Genomic DNA, 15,990 nt, shown 5'->3' with positions numbered 1-15,990 from the left:
TGCTCGCCATGACAACCTCCCCCGTCAGCCCGCAAGCCGTCGAGACGCAGCATTCCACCTCGCTGAAGATCGGCGAGCAGCACCCGCAGCTGTTTGCCGTCATCCGCGACAAGCTGCGCGAACGCATCCTGAGCGGCGAGTTCACGCCCGGCGACCGCCTGGTGGAAGGCCGCCTGTCCGAAGAAATGGGTGTATCCCGTATCCCGGTGCGCGAGGCGTTGCGCGCGCTGGCGGCCGAAGGCCTGGTCACGATCGAGCCGCGCCGCGGCGCGTCCGTATCAGTGCTGTCGGATGCCGTGGCCTACGACATGGTGGAAGTGCGCGCCACGCTGGAAGGCTTGAACGCCAAGCTGGCCGCGCAGCGCCGCGACGAAAAGACGGTGGAGCGCCTGCAGGCGTTTCTGCGCGAAGGCACGGAAGCGGCGCGCGACGAGAAGCTGGACAAGTTCCTGGCGCTCAATTCGCAATTCCACGAAATGCTGGCCACGATCGGCGGCAACGTGGTGCTGACCGACCTGATGCGCTCGCTGCGCGACCGCACCGCGCTGCTGTTTGCGCCCAGCAACATGCGCCGCGCCAAGCAGAACTGGGACGAGCATTCGCAGATCCTGAATGCCGTCATCGCGGGCAACGGCGATCTGGCGGCACTGCTGGCCAGCCAGCACGTGCACAACGCGGCCAAGGCCTACACCGAGGCGCAACAGCCGCCGCAGCAGGCATCGGTGGCCTGAGCGCCTGACCACTGACGCGCGGCTATCACCGCCGCCGCGCCGCGCCCCCGCCTTCCGTTCATCCTGTCGTGGCCGTCTCCACCGCTCCCGGCGCCGCGCCGACCACGATCCCCTTGCCGTTCTGCACCACCCACGACACCTTCACGTCGCCATTCACGAACGTCTGGCAGGCCATGCGATAGCCGGCCTCGAAGTCTTCCGGCCGCAGGTGCTTGCGCTCCTTCGGCTTGATGGCATCGGTGTTTTCCAGCCCCTCTTCGATCCGGCACTTGCAAGTGCCGCACAGGCCGCCTCCGCACTTGAACGGGATGCCGCCCTTTTCCTTGAGCGACACGCGCAGCAGGTTGCTGTTTTCCGGCGCGGTGGCGACCATGCCGCCGTTGGATATGAACGTGATCTGGACCATGTAATCAGTGCTCCGCGGCGCGCGCGCCGGACCGCAGCGTCAGCGTCGACGCCATGCTGCCAAAACGCGTCAGGTGCGCCAGCTCCTTGCGGGCCGCGTCCACCGACGAGAACTTCTCCAGAAACTTGGACGGCACATGGTTGACCACGTAGGGCGGCGTCTCTTCGGTGACCACCAGCTTGATCTCGCGGTCCAGGCGGGCAATGCTGAACACCGCCAGCGCGCGCCCGTAGAACACGTAGTCATAGGTCTCGATGATGTCGGCGCCGTCGCCCGCCTCGGTGCGGAACACGCCGGGCTTGGAGGTCAGGATCACGTAGGTGGATTCGGTCGCCATCATGCCTCCACGTCCTGCGACAGCTCGATGTCGCTGCTGAGCCAAAGCTGGCACGCCAGCCGGTAGCCCTGGTCGACGCGGTCGCCCAGCTGCTTCTTTTCCTTCCAGTTCACCGGCGGCAGATGCTCCGCCCCGGCGATGATTCGGCACGCACACTTTGCGCACTTGCCCATGCCGCATTCGTAGCGCAGATGCGGAAACGGAAACTGCTTGATGCCGGCACGCACCACCAGGTTGGTGTTGTCCTTCACCACGTCGGTGTAGGTCTGGCCGCCTTTATGAAACACAACGGTAGGCATGAGGTCTTCGTCCAGGTTCTGCGGTGCGGCCACCGCCCGGGCGCGCCGGACGGGCTGGGCGGGCCGGGCTGGGTGGATATGCGCAATCAGGCGGCAAGGCCAAGTTCGGGCAGCTTGATCTCGTCCTGCACGTAGTCGGTGTAGAGCGCCGTGGTGTACAGCAGCCGCATCTGCGCGCCGATTTCGCAGATCTTCAGGCAGCGCTGCTGCAGGTCCACCGTGTTGGCGTGCTCCAGCACGATCTGGTAACCGCGCTCGCCGTGGATCTCGTCGGACACGATGTGCAGATCGAAGAATTCCACTTCCTCGTCGGTGAAGCCGTATTTCTCGCGCAGGGTCGGCGTCTGCTTGCGGTAGATGGAGGGCACCTGCGATTCCAGCCCCACCACCAGACCGGCCACCGCCACGATCGGATCCTCGCGCATGGCCACGGCATAACACCAGCTTTGGAGGGCTCGAGTCGTGGGCGACATGTTGTCCGGGTTGGTGACCCGTTCGCGGGTGGTGCCGCAGGCTTCGGCAAAGCGGATCAGCAGATCGGTGTGACGGTCGCCGCCGATTTCCTCTTCGTACATGTTGGCCAGCAGGAAATCCTTGGCCTCGGTGTAGGTGTCCGGCGTGCGGGCGTATAGATAGCCCAGGTAGTCGGCAAAGGGGCCGACATAGTGATAGTGGTTCTCGGCCCAGCGCGACAGATGCTCGCGGCTCAGCTTGCCTTCGGCCCAGGCGATCGAAAAGGGCGACGCGTTGGCGCTCTTGCCCTTGATCGCGTTTTCCAGTGCCGTGCGGAATTCATCTCGGTTCATCAGTTCTGCCATGACTCGCTCCAGGTCCAGTGGGAGAAATTCCAGGCCTGTGTCAGCCCGGGCATGATGAACATTGTATACCGTCTACTGTTTTGGACCGCTAGGGCAATCCCGAACTACGCCAGCTAAAAGAGGGACAGTTTCAAGCAGATCAAGCACTTGGCGCTCACAGGACGATTTGGCGCGGCAAGGTGCATGGGCGTACAATGAATACAATTTCAACGCAATACGGAAATACCATGAACACCCGCCACCCGCTGGGCGACGCCCCGATCGGTCAACAACTGCTCACCCACTACGCCCGCCGCGATGCCGTGCGCCACGCGACACCGTTGTTCCCATCGTCCTGGGCCGAATTGCTGGCTCCGTTCCGCAATGCCCGTCTGCAACCGCTGCGCGCAGCCGCACCCGCCGCGCGCACGCAACGCGACGACGCGGTCTGCCAAGCTGGCTGAAGGGAAAGCCTGGGGCTGAACGCCCCGGCGTGAAAAACCCGTGTGAAGACGTCCGGGCTTCAATGCCCGGGACGCTTTCCCGGGCGCGCGCTGCGCCGTCAGCGCCTTGCGCGCAGACTCACCTGCATCCGGGCGTTCTGCAGCGCCGCGTTCCGCTGGCGGCGGGCGTTGCCGCCGGCAAGCGCCAGCACAATCGCAAAGCCCACGGTGTAGGCCAGCACGTCCCACCAATCCGGCACGCTGCCGAACACCACGCGCAACACCTGCTGCTCGATGCGCCAGCCGAAATGCCGCGCCAGATACTGACCCAATTCGACGGCATACCCCGTGAACAGCGCCGCCAGTGCCAGCGGCAGCACGCCCGCACGGACAAAGCTGCGATACAGCAGATAGGCCCACCCCACCGCCACGACGTCACCCACGAATCCGCGCAGGAAGGGATAGGGCGCACCCACGGTGGCGATCAGCGCCAGGATGGCGGTCACGGCAAGCAGGGCGGCGAACGCGCGCCCGTTGAAAGTCAAAGTCATTGAATCAGCAAACGTAAATAGTGAAACAGGGAGGGCGTGAGCGGCGTGCGCAGCGGCTCGGCAACGTCATCCGGAGCTGCCTGAATCCGCGCAAGTATTTGCGCGGGAAGCACCGCTACGCCCGCGCCCCGGCCCGTAACAAGGCCAGCGCGCAGGTTACCGGAAAACCGAATACCGCCCTCCTCGCCCGCCTGCCTTGGGCGTACCATTGAGCGACCCCGACCCAGCCCAGAACGGGCGCGATCCTCGCGTCCGGCCACGTTCCCATGCTGCAGCCCGTTTCGGCTTCGACCGATCTGCCGGCGGCCCCTCCGGCCGCGCCCGCGCCTGTCCTCCAGGTCAGCACGCTTTCCCCTCTCGCCTTTCCCGCCTTTCGCGTCATCTGGATTGCCAACCTGTTTGCCAACCTGGGCACCTGGGCGCAATCGGTGGCCGCCGCGTGGGTCATCACCACGGAGCAAAGCAGCCCGCTGATGGTCGCGATGATCCAGGTGGCGGCGGCGTTTCCGCTGGTCGCCCTGTCGATCCTGACCGGGGTGCTGGCCGACAACCACGACCGGCGCCGCGTCATGCTCGCGGGCATGCTGCTGGAGCTGGCGGGCGGCGTCTTCATCACCATCCTCGCCTTCGCGGGGTTGCTGCACCCGATCACGCTGATTGCATCGGTCTTCTGCATCGCCATCGGCAGCGCGATCGTCACGCCCGCGTGGCAGGCCGCCGTGGGCGAACAGGTGCCGCGCGAGCACGTCGGCAGCGCCGTGCTGCTGAACAGCGTCAACTTCAATGTGGCGCGGGCGGTGGGGCCGGCCATCGGCGGCCTGCTGCTGGGCGCGTTGGGCACGTCCTGGGTCTTTCTGCTGAACTGTTTCTGCTACGCCGGGCTGATCTGGGCGATCTGGCGCTGGAAGCGCGACCTGCCCGTGCGCCGGCTCCCGCCCGAAGGACTCTTCGAAGGCGTGGTCGCTGCGCTGCGCTACACGCAGCATTCGACGGTGACGCGCGTGGTGATGCTGCGCTCGTTTGCCTTCGGCCTGTCGGCCAGCGCGCTGTGGGCGCTGTTGCCGCTCTTGGCGCACGAGCACGAAAGCGGCAGCGCGCTGCTGTACGGCTACATGCTTGGGGCGCTGGGCGTGGGCGCCATTCTGGGCAGCGTGCTGGTGCGCCGGGCGCGCGCGGCGTGGGGATCGGGCGGTTTGATCAGCGTGGCCGCTGCCCTGCTGGCCGCCTGCCTGCTGGCGCTGGGCCTGACCGACACGCTGTGGGTCGCGTTTCCGGCGCTGCTGCTGTCGGGCGGCTGCTGGATCGGCGTGCTGGCCACCTACAACACGACCGTGCAGCTTCTGGTGCCGGACTGGGTGAAGGCGCGCGCGCTGGCGCTGTATCAGACCGCGATCTTCGGCGGCCTGGCGGCCGGCTCGTTCATGTGGGGCCACTTCGCGGGCACGATGGGCGTGGCCGGCGCGCTGTCGGCTGCCGGCATCATGCTTGGCGTGACCGTGGCGCTGCTGTACCGCTCGCGCCTGCCGGAACAGGTGGACGCGCGGTCGCTGACCCGCGCCGACGACACCGAACCGGCGATGGCCGCCGCCGGCTTCAACACGCAGCGCGGCGCGGTGCTGGTCGCCGTCGAATACCTGGTCAACCCGGACAAGCTGTCCGCGCTGATCCACGCCGCCCGGCCGTTGCGCCTCCTGCGGCTGCGCAATGGCGCGCAGCAGTGGCAGCTGTTTCGCGACCTGGAGCGCGAGGGCGTCTGGCGCGAGGTCTTCCTGGTGGAAAGCTGGATGCAGTACCTGCGGATGATCGACCGCATGACACTGGCCGACAAGATGGTGCTGGACGAGGTGCGCGCACTGCACGCGGGCGACAAGCCGCCGGTGGTGTCGCGCAACGTCAGCTACCAGGCGATGAACGAGGCGCAGGGTTTCTCGCTGCGCCGCGCCCCCGATTCCCGATGACGCGCGAGGCCCGACCATGCTTACCTCTTTGTGGCGCAACTGGCGGGCTTGGCGGCGTGGCGGGCCGCAGCTCGACGTCATCCTGTCCAATGCCGATCCGCAAGCCCCGCTGGCCGAACGCAATCTGTGGCTGGTCGACCTTGGCCGATGGCTGAACCGGCCGGACGGCGAACCGGCGGACGGCGAACCGGCGCAGGACGCCGCAAGCGATCCTCGCCACGCCCGCCTGCGCTACCTGCTGCAGGTGCTGGAACGCAATCCCGCCATTGCGGCCCGCACGGCGGCCACGCTGCGCTCGGTGCTGGTGGACAACGACCCCACCGCCCTGCTGTGCGACACCGGCGTCGCGTCACGCCCCGGATTCTGGGGCGAGTTGTGGCGCCGCGTCGTGGCCTGGATGCTGCCGCCAACCGTCAATCAGGGCGATATGTCGGGCCTCTTCACGCTGCTGTTTCGCCGCGCCGGCGACGCGCAATGGATCGAGTCGCTGGACGACGAGACCCTGGCGCGCGTGCGCGCGCTGCTGCGTCTGGAAGAAAACAGCCAAATGCCGGAAGCAGAAGCGCAGGCCGCCCCGAGCCCGCAGGCTCTTGCCCGGCGCTTGGAACACGCCCTGACCAGCAGCATGCAGGTCCTCATCAGCCAGGTGCGCGCGGTCGGCCTCAGCCAGGACATCCGCTCGCGTCTGCCGGGCAGCGTGGACGAGTCGCCGTTCTTCACGCTGGAGGACGCGGCGGCCGAGCTTTTCAACAGCACCCCGGACACGCCGCACGACGTGGTGGGCCAGCGCCTGAACGTGTTGCGCGCCATGCTGGACGACTGCCGCGCGGCGGGCGACGCCGTCTACGAAGAACTCAAACGCAACGGCGTCGCGGTCGACGTGGTCTACCAGATCGAGTGCATGAAGCTGCGCCTGACGCGCATCGAGCTGCTGCTGGGCGTGTGGATCGACCCCACGCAACGCCACCGGTACGCGCACCTGATGGCCGAGCTGATCCGCTGCACGCTGGCGCGCAGCAGCATCCGGCATCTGGCGGCGTCGTCGCTCTTCCAGTTGGCGCGCCGCGTGATGGACCGCAGCGCCGAAACCGGCGAGCACTACATCGCTCGCGACACGCTGGAATACATGGACATGCTGAAGGCGTCCATGGGCGGCGGCTTCGTCGTGGCGTTCACCGTCTATGTAAAGTTCATCATCACGTCGGCCCACCTGGACAAGTGGGTGGAAGGCCTGCTGAATGCGCTGAACTATGCCGGCAGCTTTCTCGTGATCCAGTTCGCGCATTTCACGCTGGCCACCAAGCAGCCGGCCATGACCGGACCGGCGCTTGCCCGCCGGCTGGACGCGGCCTACACGCCCGACGGACGCGAGGCGTTCGTCGACGACACGCTGGCGATGCTGCGTTCGAACGCAGCGGCCATCGCCGGCAACCTGGCGGTGGTGTTTCCGCTGGCCTGGGCGATTCAGTGGCTGGCCATGCGGTTTCTGGAGCAGCCCCTCATCGATGCCGACAAGGCGCACGACACGTTGCAATCGCTGTCCTTCTGGGGACCGACGCCTTTCTATGCCGCTGTCACCGGCGCGCTGATCTGGCTGTCCAGCCTGATCGCCGGCTGGGCCGACAACTGGTTCGCGCTGCATCGCGTGCACGACGTGATGGCGTACGGCCGGCGCACGCGGCAGCTGCTCGGCGCGCGCGGCGCGGTCAGGTGGGCGGGCTTCTGGCGGCGCAACGTGTCGCAGATCGCCGCCAACGTGTCGTTGGGACTGATGCTGGGCCTGCTGCCGGCGCTCGTCAGCGCGCTGGGATCGACGCTTGAAGTGCGCCACGTCTCGCTCAGCGCCGGCCAGATCGGGGCCGCGTTTGCCACGCTGGGCTGGGAGCTCGTGCATACGCAGGTGTTCTGGATGGCCGTGGCGGGCACGGCGGCGACAGGCGCGCTGAACGTCATCGTCAGTTTCGCGCTGGCCTTCAATGTGGCGCTGGCGTCGCGCGACATGCGCCGGGACGACCGCATGTCGCTGACCGCCGGCGTGCGCCGCCGCATCCTGCGGCGGCCGGCGGCGCTCTTCTGGCCGGTCAAGCCGCGCGCGGCGCCCGTGCAATCTTGATGCGGCCCGCGTGGACGCCTGACTGACGCGGCGCGTGTGAACGTCTGACCGACGCGTCGCGCCCGGACGCCTGACCAGCCGCGGCCGCTGCGCGCCACGCTCAGAACGTGATCGTGGCGGTGACGACGTCGCGGTACGTGCCGGGCCGGGGCGTCGTCTGCGCAGGCACGCGGCCATACACCGTAAACGTCTGGTTGGCGCCCGTGCCCACGCCCGCCCTCGGCGCGCCGCCCGAGGCATCGCCCCAGACGGTGCCGTAGGCCGCGTCCTGGTAGAGCTGATAGTTGACGGTGTCGGCGGCGGTCGTGTGCTTCATCTTGCGCGCCAGCACGTTGCCCGCGACCGAACCGCCGTTCAAGGCCACGGAGAAGGCGTTGGCATTGGTGCACCGGACGGTGATCTGGCTGTTGGCCGTGACCGCGGCGTTCAGCACGCCGCGCGGGGGAAACGCCATGTCCGTCGCGTTGATGGTGCAGTTCTTCTGCACGGTCGTGCGCACCACCAGCGGAATCGTGATGCGCTGCGTCGGCGCCGCAAGCGGGCAGTTGGACAGGCCCGACAGCAGGCCGAACAGCACGTCCAGGCGGCCGGTCGTCGCATAGGTCTCGCTGTAGACGGTATTGGCGTTACCGACCGTCGGCACCGTGGTCTGTCCGCCCGGAAGCTTGCCGTAGAACCGGAAGGTGGTCGACACGTTGCCGCCCCCCAGCAGCGGGCCGGTCATCGTCTGCGAAGTGGGTTGCCCGGCTGTCGCCGCCCCCCATATCTGGGTCCGCGCCGCGTCCGTGTACAGGTTGTAGTTCATCCGGTTCGTGCCGGCGCCCAGGGCGCGCGCCGCGATGGACGGACTGGTATTGCCGACGCCAAGGCTGAAACACAGCCGCGCGCCGATGGCCAGCAGCGAGAAATTGCAGGTCACGGCGACCGTTCCGTCCGCCACCGTGTCGCCCGGCAGCAGCGGATTGACCGTACCGAAGTCCAGCGTCGCTGTCGTGCCGGCCGACAGCGCGCAGGTGTTTGCCTGCGCCGCGCCGGCATAGCCCGCACAGACGCCCATGGCGGCAAGCAGCAGGGCGATCTTCATGGTTGCCCCCGATCCAACGGCTTGCACACGATCGGTCCGATCGTCGGCAGCGGATCGGCATCCGAGCGCACGTAATCGAACTCAGCCTCGCACGCCACGCCGCCGCCGCGCACCCGCAACCGGTTGGTGGCCGCCACGTCCTCCACGAACGTCAGGCCGTCGTAGCCCACCACCGTGCGCTTGCCGCTTTCGATGTGGGCAACCTCCGCCCCGACCGGCACGAAGGCTCCGTCCGGCAAGGTCAGGACCACCGAGGCCGCGTCGTACTTTTCCACCGTGAACGTGGTCAGCACGCCGGCGCCGGACTGCGGCACGACGACCGCCCGCGTCGAGTCCAGCCGCACGTCCACGGGCAGGTCTTCCGGGTCGATGGAAATGCGGTTGGTCTGGTAGGCGTTCAGGTCCGGCACCAGCAGATGGCCGCTGCCATTGGTGCGGCCCAGCCGGCGGTTCTCGTGCAGCACCGCGACGTCGGGCGTGCCCTCGGTGGAGACCAGCGCAAAGCTGTCGTTGATGCGGCGCGACGGGATCACGGTGCCGTCCATCATCACGAGCGACCCCGAGGCCTGCACGGACGCCTGCGTCCGGCCGCCGTAATCCTGAACCAGCCCGCTCACCAGCCCGTACTGGCCCAGATACTGGAGCTGCCCCTGGTTGAGCTGCATGCCGCCGCTGCGGCCGTTCTGCACCGCCCACCCCCAGCCGCCCTCATACGGCACGCTGCTCTGCGCGTTGACGCTGTAGGTGTCCTCGCCGCCTTGGCGGCCGACCGACACGCCGGCCTGCGCGCGCTCGCCCAGCATCACCGCCAGCCCCAGGAACACGCCTTCCGAATTCGATTGCGAAAAGTCCTTGTACGCGCTCAGCGTCAGGACCACGCGGCTGTGCAGGTTGGCCGTGTACGAGGCCGACCCCAGCTTTGCCATCGGCACGTTCGGCATGCGGTAACCGATATAGCTGAGCGCCACGCTTTGCGAGCGGCCCAGCGGCATCGACACCGTCACGCGCTCGGTCTGGCGCGGCACCGGCGCGTCCTCGCGCGAGCCCAGGTCGCCGTAGTTGCCGATCAGGCGCGTGGCCTGCGTATCCACGCTGAATTCCGGCCGGACGTACTGGTAGCCCAGGCTGACCTGGCCGCCGCTGAAGTCGCCCGCGCTGCCGGAGAGCGATCCGCTCAGCACGCCAAGCTGCCCCATCTTCACCATCGCGCCGGCGCCCGCGTTGTACAGCCCCGGGCCGGCCTCGGTGTGCGCTTCCAGCGTCAGGTTGTCGGTGTAGCCATAGCGGCCCGATGCCGTCAGCACCGGCTTGCTGTCGTAGTCGAACGAACGCACGCTGAACTGGCGGCGCACGAAGCCCGCCTCGACCGACCAGCTGGACAGCCCCGCCGCCAGCATCCGCGGGTCGATGTACAGCGGCACCGACGTGCTGACGGTGCGGCCCAGCGCGTCGCGCGTGATGAGCGTGGCCTGGCCCGCGCCGGTGATGCCCGGAATCTGGTTCACCACGAACGGCCCCGGCGGCACGTTGCCCGAATACTGCTGCACGCCATTGACGAACAGGGACACCGACGACGGCACGACCGACGACGCGCTCAGCGACGACACGGGGAAGGTGACCAGATCGGGCCGCAGCGCGAAGTTGCGGCCCCATTGCACGCCGGCCACACGCACCGAGCGCGACCAGTTCAGCGACGAGGTGATCGTGTCGCCCAGGCGCAGCGTGCGCAGCGTCTCCTGGTCCGAGCGCGTCCAGAACGTGTCGTAGCGCACGTATTCATCGCCGCGGCCACCCACGTAGGCCGTGCCCGAATTGCTGAACACGCCATTCGGATCGAAGTAACGCTGTTCGGAATACAGCGACAGCCCGTACTGGGAGTCGGTCTGCGCATAGGCGTCGTAGTTCACCACCACGCCGCGCCCGGCCGTCGCCAGCGGCGTGGCCGGCAGCCCGCGCGTGTTCACCTCGTACGGCATGCGCAGCGTGTCTGGCAGCACCAGATCCACCGTCTGCGCCGCCGGGTTGTACACGTAGCGCAGGCCGGCCACGGCGTCCAGGCTGACTTCGCGCGTGGCGGACATGCCGATCACGGACAGGTCCACGCCCAGCGAGCGCAGCGCGGCGCCGCTGACGGACAGGCGGCCGTGCGTGTCGTGAAAGCGCAATAGCTGGGATGTGTTGACGCCGTTGATGCTGACCTCCAGGTACACGTCGCGCTCGGCAATGCTGCCGAACGAGACCAGTTGACCGGGCACATCCGCCGCCTGGGCCGGCGCACCCAGCAGGAAGAGTGCGATTCCCAAGGCGCGTTGCCCGCGGAGACGGGTAGCGCGCACTGCCATAGACTGCCCTTCTGTGGTTGCCGGCGGGCCGTGGGGTTCGCCGGACCGCGGTCATGCTTTCATCGCGGGCTGACAGTGAGCGTGTCGCCGTTGACCAAGGCCCTGATCTTTACCGGCCCGGTGGCCCCCTGCTTGGCCGGGATGCTCCATTGGCGCGCGCGATTGGCCAGCGCATAACCCAGCAGTCCCTCCACCTGCGCCACGGGCTTGCCTGCCGAATTCAGGATCTCCAGCGCGGCCACCTGCGCATAGCGGGTGCCGCTGTTCGACACGCGCACCACCCAGTCGCCGCCTGAACGTTCCGCGCGCCAGGCCAGCTCGGGCTCGGGCGACGGCGTCGTGCCGGCCACGAACACCGGCACCGAATAGCGCAGGCGCAGCACCACGCCATTCACGCCGGGCGAGGACGGGTCGGGAATCTCGTCGATGATGAGGCGGAACCCTTTCTGCAGCGACGGCGCGTCCTTGGACACGCGCACCAGCCGCACCAGCTGCTCGCCGCCGGGCGGCACCTGGATGATGGGAGGACTGGCCTGGATGTCCTCGGTCGGCGACAGCACGTCGTCGCCGTCCGCCTGCTCCCAGCCGTAGATGCGCACCTGCCCGTAGATCGGCGTGGACCCAGGATTGCGCAGCATGATGCCGCTTGCGCCCTGCGTGGGCGCAAGCTCGACCAGCACTGGAGAGATCTGCAGGGCAGCCGCCACCGCGGCGCCGCCCCAGCCTGCCAGGCAGGCGGCAAGCAGCGCCCGAAAAAACATCCGCATCGGACTGCTCCCTTAGAAGTAGACCGTCGCGGTGACTGTGGAGGAATACGTGCCGGGCGCCGGCGTGGTCTGCGCGGGCACGACGCCGTTCACCTGGATGGGCTGCGCCGCGCCGGTGCCGGTGCCGCCCACGCGGGCCGCAACGTCGGCATCACCCCACACGACGGTCGTGCTGCCTGGCTTGTAAAGCTGATAAGCGACCGTCGCGGTATTGGCGCCGGTGCCGCTCAGGAATCGCTGGGCTTCCGTCGATCCCGTACCCGTGCCCGCGTTCAGCCCGACGGTATACGGGGTGGTATTGCTGCACGTGACGGACAGATTGGTATTACCGGTGACCGCGGAATTCAGCACGCCTTGACTTCCGAAACTGAGATCAGTCGCGGAAATGACGCAATTGGCGGTAATGGTGAGTGTGACGTTGAAATTCGCGGTGGCGGTCTGAGCGAGCGCTATGCCGGGCGCCGCTCCACCGATAAACAAACACAAAGTCGCTGCGCGCAAGGTCGGGCGTTTCATGAGGAATGCCTCCAGGTATACGGTTGCACCATCAATCCTGCTGGCGATAATCGTACGTCCAAATATTGGTATGCGGCACCAAATAGTTTCTTATTCCGGGGGTATTTATTACGATTATTAACCAATGAGTCCGGAATATCGCACCGCAATATCCGACCGCTCCTATAAGACTGTCGGAATTTTCGCTGTACATATTGTTGTGATTGAATTTCCGTTGCGGTTTCATTAAGTGACAATTCACGGCTGATTATCCGATTGGATAATCGCTTCGCGTGGACCGGTTTATTCGGACACGCACATTCCGATTGCCGCAGCCGGCGCGCCGGCATCATCGAGCGTCCCGCCCGGCAAAAACGATGAATTCAAACGGCGCATTAGAATCAGTCCCTACGACTCCGGACGCTCCGCCCGGACGCCCTCGCAGCGCAGCCCACTCATGCTCTCGTTCTCCCGCAGCACCGTCTATCCGGCCGGCGTCGGCCTGCCCGCCGCCGAACGTCTGGGCGCACTCATCGCCGTCATGCTGGCGGTCTGCATGGCCAGTCTGGACACCGCCATTGCCAACACCGCGCTCCCGACCATCGCGCGCGACCTGCAGGCCAGCGAGGCGGGTTCCATCTGGGTGATCAGCGGTTATCAACTGGCGATGGTGGCCGGTCTGCTGCCGGCGGCCGCGCTGGGCGAGATCCTGGGACACCGGCGCGTCTACATCGTCGGGCTCGCGGTGTTCACGCTGGCCTCTCTGGCAAGCGGCCTGGCGCCGTCGCTGCCCGTGCTGGTGGCCACGCGCATTCTGCAAGGGCTGGGCGCGGCCGGGGTGATGAGCGTGAACGGCGCGCTGCTGCGCTTCATCTATCCCTCGCACATGCTGGGCCGCGGCCTGGGCCTGAACGCCATGGTGGTCGGACTGTCGTTTGCCGGCGGGCCGACCGTGGCGTCCGCCATCCTGCTGCTCGGGTCCTGGCACTGGCTGTTCCTCGTCAATTTCCCCATCGGCATCCTGGCGGCCGTGCTGGCCTTGCGCGGCCTGCCCGACACCACGCGCTCCGGCCACGGATTCGACGGCCTGGCCGCGCTGCTGTGCGCCATGGCGCTGGGGCTGCTTGTGCTGGCGACCAATGAACTTGCGCACGGCGCACCGTGGCCGCGCGTGGCGCTGGAGGGCGGGTTGGCGGCGGCCAGCCTGTGGCTCCTGATGCGGCGCCAGGCCGGCCACCCCGCGCCCATCCTGGCGGTGGACCTGCTGCGCCGCCCCCTCTTTGCGCTGTCCGCGGCGACCGCCGTGTGCGCGTTCGCTGCCCAGGCGCTGGCCTTCGTGTCGCTGCCGTTCCTGTTCCAGTCGGTGTTGGGCTACAGCCAGGTCCAGACCGGCTTTCTCATCACGCCGTGGCCCGTCGTCGTGGCCTTCATGGCGCCGATCGCGGGGCGGCTGTCCGACAGCTACCCGGCGGGCATGCTGGGCGGCGTGGGGCTGGCCCTGTTGGCGCTGGGCATGGCTTTGCTGGCGCTGATGCCGGCCGACCCGTCGGTGCTGGACATCTCCTGGCGCATGGCGATCTGCGGCGCGGGTTTCGGCTTTTTCCAGTCGCCCAACCTGCGGGCCATCATGACCTCCGCCCCGGCGTCGCGGGCGGGCGGCGCCAGCGGCATGATCGGCACGGTGCGCCTCTTGGGACAGGCCTCCGGCGCGGCCATGGTCGCCGCGTGTTTCAACGTGTCGTCCACGCACGGCGCCATCGCGGCCTTGTGGCTGGGTGGCCTGTGCGCCGGGCTGGCCTGCATCGCCAGCTTTGCCCGCCTGCGGTTCGACGCGAGCGAACCGGTGCAAACGCCGGCGGCGCGCTGACGCGCCGGCAGTCCCATGACAACGTAATCACGCAACACTATTGCCGTTCGTGTCGATATATTCGACCGCCGGATCGACATATTCGTAAGATGTGCAACATCCGCTAAATAAGGTTCTGGCGGGGCCGTTGTCCTTATGCAGGCTTGCTGCACCTTTGGGACGACGCGCATGACACAGTTTCTGAAAAACATCACCATCCGCCGCATGATCCTGGGCACCTTGCTCGTGATCAGCCTCTTCATCGCCGGTCTGTCGGCCATCAGCGTCCATGGGCTGCGCAGCGCCGAGGAAGCGCTCGCAGCCAGCAACGAACTCCTGCACGAGGTATCGGCGCTTTCCCGCGTCAACGACCAGGTCATGCGCGCGCGTCTGCGGCTGTCGCGCCAGCTGGAATACGTGGCCGAAGGCCAGAAGGATCAGGCCGCGGCGGAAGGGCGCAGCATCGACACCGCGCTGACCGAAGCGAAGAAGCATCAGGCGCAATTCATCGAACTGGCCCGGCGCGACGCCCCGACGGCGTTGCTGGACGCCATGCGGTCGGGCTTTGACGCGCTGGCCGACGGCATTGCCGTGCAGCGCCGGCATCTGGATGCGGGCGAGGTCGACAAGGCGCGCGCCCAGGCGGCCGGGCCGGTGGTCACCGCCAGCCGCAGCTTCGGCAAGAGCATGGAGGAGTACGAGGCGTACGCGCAGGCGCGCGAGGTCCAGCTGCTGGCCAATGCCGACGCCAACCGCCGCCAGGCCTATATCGGCATGGGCGTGGTGCTGGGCATCTGCCTGCTGCTGCTGGTGCTGGGCGACCGCTATGTCGTGTATTTCGTGAAGCGTCCGCTGGATTCGCTCAAGGGCCATTTCCAGCGCATCGCCGGCGGCGACCTGACCACGCCGATTCCGTCCTTTGGCAAGAACTGCGTCGGCCAGATCATCCCCTTCCTGCAGGACATGCAGGCCAGCCTGGTGCGCACCGTGCATGCCGTGCGCGACGGCGTGGTCGAGATCAACACGGGCTCCAGCGAGATCGCGGCGGGCAACCAGGACCTGTCCAGCCGCACCGAACAGCAGGCGGCGTCGCTGGAAGAAACGGCGGCCAGCATGGAACAGTTGCTGTCCACCGTGACCAGCAACGCCGAAAACGCCCGGCTGGCCAACGAAATGGCCAGCACCGCGTCCGAGGTGGTGCAGCGCGGCGGCGACGCCGTGCAGGCCGCGGTCAGCACGATGCGCGAGATCGCGCAGGATTCCAGCCGCATCGAGGACATCGTCGGCGTGATCGACGGCATTGCGTTCCAGACCAACATCCTGGCGCTGAACGCGGCGGTGGAAGCGGCCCGTGCGGGCGAGGAAGGCAAGGGCTTTGCCGTGGTGGCCGCCGAGGTCCGGTCGCTGGCGCAGCGCAGCGCCAGCGCCGCCAAGGAGATCAAGCAGCTGCTGGACGCCTCCGGCGCCACGGTGCAGGCCGGCTCGGCGCAGGTCGAGGCGGCGGGCCTGACGATGACCGAAATCCTGGAAACCATCGAGCGGCTGACGATGCTGGTGAACGACATCGCCACCGCGTCCAACGAGCAGGTGACCGGCATCGACCAGGTCAATACCGCCGTGACGCAGATGGACCAGGTGACGCAGCAGAACGCGGCGCTGGTCGAGGAAGCCGCGGCGGCCGCCTCGTCGCTGGAAACGCAGGCGCAGCGGCTGCAGTCGGCGGTAAGCGCATTCCGGCTGCCGGCGCAGGGGCAGGGCGCCGCGCAGCAGGCGGTGCAGCCCTACGGCCAGCCGGCGCTGCTGCCGGGGTGATGGCGCAAT

The 15,990-nt window shown here is 67.6% G+C and carries 15 protein-coding genes; 6 read left to right on the top strand and 9 right to left on the bottom strand.

Annotation, left to right across the window (positions count from 1 at the left end; translation table 11 throughout):
- Positions 1 to 8: 8 nt before the first annotated feature.
- On the top strand, positions 9 to 731 hold the full coding sequence (locus RT697_RS11600; RefSeq protein ID WP_312438843.1) for a GntR family transcriptional regulator: 723 nt from the start codon (positions 9 to 11) through the stop codon (positions 729 to 731).
- 58 nt (positions 732 to 789) lie between these two features.
- Here the strand turns inward: RT697_RS11600 and RT697_RS11595 are convergent, their stop codons facing one another.
- The 4 genes from RT697_RS11595 to RT697_RS11580 form a co-directional block, all read right to left on the bottom strand.
- On the bottom strand, positions 790 to 1,137 hold the full coding sequence (locus RT697_RS11595) for a 2Fe-2S iron-sulfur cluster-binding protein (RefSeq protein WP_313698991.1): 348 nt from the start codon (positions 1,135 to 1,137) through the stop codon (positions 790 to 792).
- A 4-nt stretch (positions 1,138 to 1,141) separates the two neighbouring features.
- A complete protein-coding gene (locus tag RT697_RS11590) occupies positions 1,142 to 1,477 on the bottom strand; it encodes a ferredoxin (RefSeq protein ID WP_313698989.1) in 336 nt (111 codons plus the stop codon).
- Positions 1,474 to 1,773: a 2Fe-2S iron-sulfur cluster-binding protein gene (locus RT697_RS11585; RefSeq protein ID WP_056566926.1), complete on the bottom strand. Its 300-nt coding sequence runs from the start codon at positions 1,771 to 1,773 to the stop codon at positions 1,474 to 1,476. The genes RT697_RS11590 and RT697_RS11585 overlap by 4 nt, the downstream gene beginning before the upstream one ends.
- An 86-nt stretch (positions 1,774 to 1,859) precedes the next feature.
- Positions 1,860 to 2,591, bottom strand: a complete 732-nt coding sequence (locus RT697_RS11580; RefSeq protein ID WP_056319353.1) for a TenA family transcriptional regulator — start codon at positions 2,589 to 2,591, stop codon at positions 1,860 to 1,862.
- 227 nt (positions 2,592 to 2,818) lie between these two features.
- On the opposite strand from RT697_RS11580, the gene RT697_RS11575 reads away from it, so the two are divergent.
- Complete coding sequence (locus tag RT697_RS11575; RefSeq protein ID WP_313698988.1) at positions 2,819 to 3,034, top strand: hypothetical protein; 216 nt, start codon at positions 2,819 to 2,821, stop codon at positions 3,032 to 3,034.
- Between the two features lie 98 nt (positions 3,035 to 3,132).
- On the opposite strand, the gene RT697_RS11570 is transcribed toward RT697_RS11575, so the two are convergent.
- Complete coding sequence (locus RT697_RS11570) at positions 3,133 to 3,564, bottom strand: DUF2809 domain-containing protein (protein WP_313698987.1); 432 nt, start codon at positions 3,562 to 3,564, stop codon at positions 3,133 to 3,135.
- Between the two features lie 266 nt (positions 3,565 to 3,830).
- On the opposite strand from RT697_RS11570, the gene RT697_RS11565 reads away from it, so the two are divergent.
- Together RT697_RS11565 and RT697_RS11560 are read left to right on the top strand one after the other, a co-directional pair.
- Entirely contained in the window at positions 3,831 to 5,522 is a 1,692-nt protein-coding gene (locus tag RT697_RS11565; protein WP_313698985.1) for an MFS transporter, read from the top strand.
- A gap of 16 nt (positions 5,523 to 5,538) precedes the next feature.
- Positions 5,539 to 7,635 carry a site-specific recombinase gene (locus RT697_RS11560; protein ID WP_313698983.1) on the top strand — a complete coding sequence of 699 codons (2,097 nt, stop codon included), beginning with the start codon at positions 5,539 to 5,541 and terminating at the stop codon, positions 7,633 to 7,635.
- 100 nt (positions 7,636 to 7,735) lie between these two features.
- Here the strand turns inward: RT697_RS11560 and RT697_RS11555 are convergent, their stop codons facing one another.
- The 4 genes from RT697_RS11555 to RT697_RS11540 all read right to left on the bottom strand — a co-directional run bounded on the left by RT697_RS11555 (position 7,736) and on the right by RT697_RS11540 (position 12,344).
- Positions 7,736 to 8,719, bottom strand: coding sequence for a spore coat U domain-containing protein (locus RT697_RS11555; RefSeq protein ID WP_313698982.1), 984 nt, complete (start codon positions 8,717 to 8,719; stop codon positions 7,736 to 7,738).
- Positions 8,716 to 11,022 carry a fimbria/pilus outer membrane usher protein gene (locus RT697_RS11550; protein ID WP_313698981.1) on the bottom strand — a complete coding sequence of 769 codons (2,307 nt, stop codon included), beginning with the start codon at positions 11,020 to 11,022 and terminating at the stop codon, positions 8,716 to 8,718. Before RT697_RS11550 ends, RT697_RS11555 begins: the two co-directional genes overlap by 4 nt.
- 98 nt (positions 11,023 to 11,120) lie before the next feature.
- Positions 11,121 to 11,828: a fimbria/pilus periplasmic chaperone gene (locus RT697_RS11545; RefSeq protein WP_313698979.1), complete on the bottom strand. Its 708-nt coding sequence runs from the start codon at positions 11,826 to 11,828 to the stop codon at positions 11,121 to 11,123.
- Between the two features lie 12 nt (positions 11,829 to 11,840).
- Positions 11,841 to 12,344, bottom strand: coding sequence for a spore coat U domain-containing protein (locus tag RT697_RS11540; RefSeq protein ID WP_105237060.1), 504 nt, complete (start codon positions 12,342 to 12,344; stop codon positions 11,841 to 11,843).
- Positions 12,345 to 12,780: 436 nt separating this feature from the next.
- Here RT697_RS11540 and RT697_RS11535 point away from each other — a divergent pair, with 436 nt between their 5' ends.
- Positions 12,781 to 14,190 carry an MFS transporter gene (locus RT697_RS11535; RefSeq protein WP_313698976.1) on the top strand — a complete coding sequence of 470 codons (1,410 nt, stop codon included), beginning with the start codon at positions 12,781 to 12,783 and terminating at the stop codon, positions 14,188 to 14,190.
- A gap of 168 nt (positions 14,191 to 14,358) precedes the next feature.
- The gene (locus RT697_RS11530) at positions 14,359 to 15,981 is read left to right on the top strand and encodes a methyl-accepting chemotaxis protein (RefSeq protein ID WP_313698974.1); all 1,623 of its coding nucleotides are present in this window, start codon (positions 14,359 to 14,361) and stop codon (positions 15,979 to 15,981) included.
- Positions 15,982 to 15,990 lie beyond the last annotated feature (9 nt).

Source organism: Achromobacter sp., from assembly GCF_032113835.1.
Taxonomy (GTDB): domain Bacteria; phylum Pseudomonadota; class Gammaproteobacteria; order Burkholderiales; family Burkholderiaceae_B; genus Achromobacter.
Note: the sequence above shows the minus strand (reverse complement) of the source record. Positions and strands in the feature narration are given on the sequence as shown.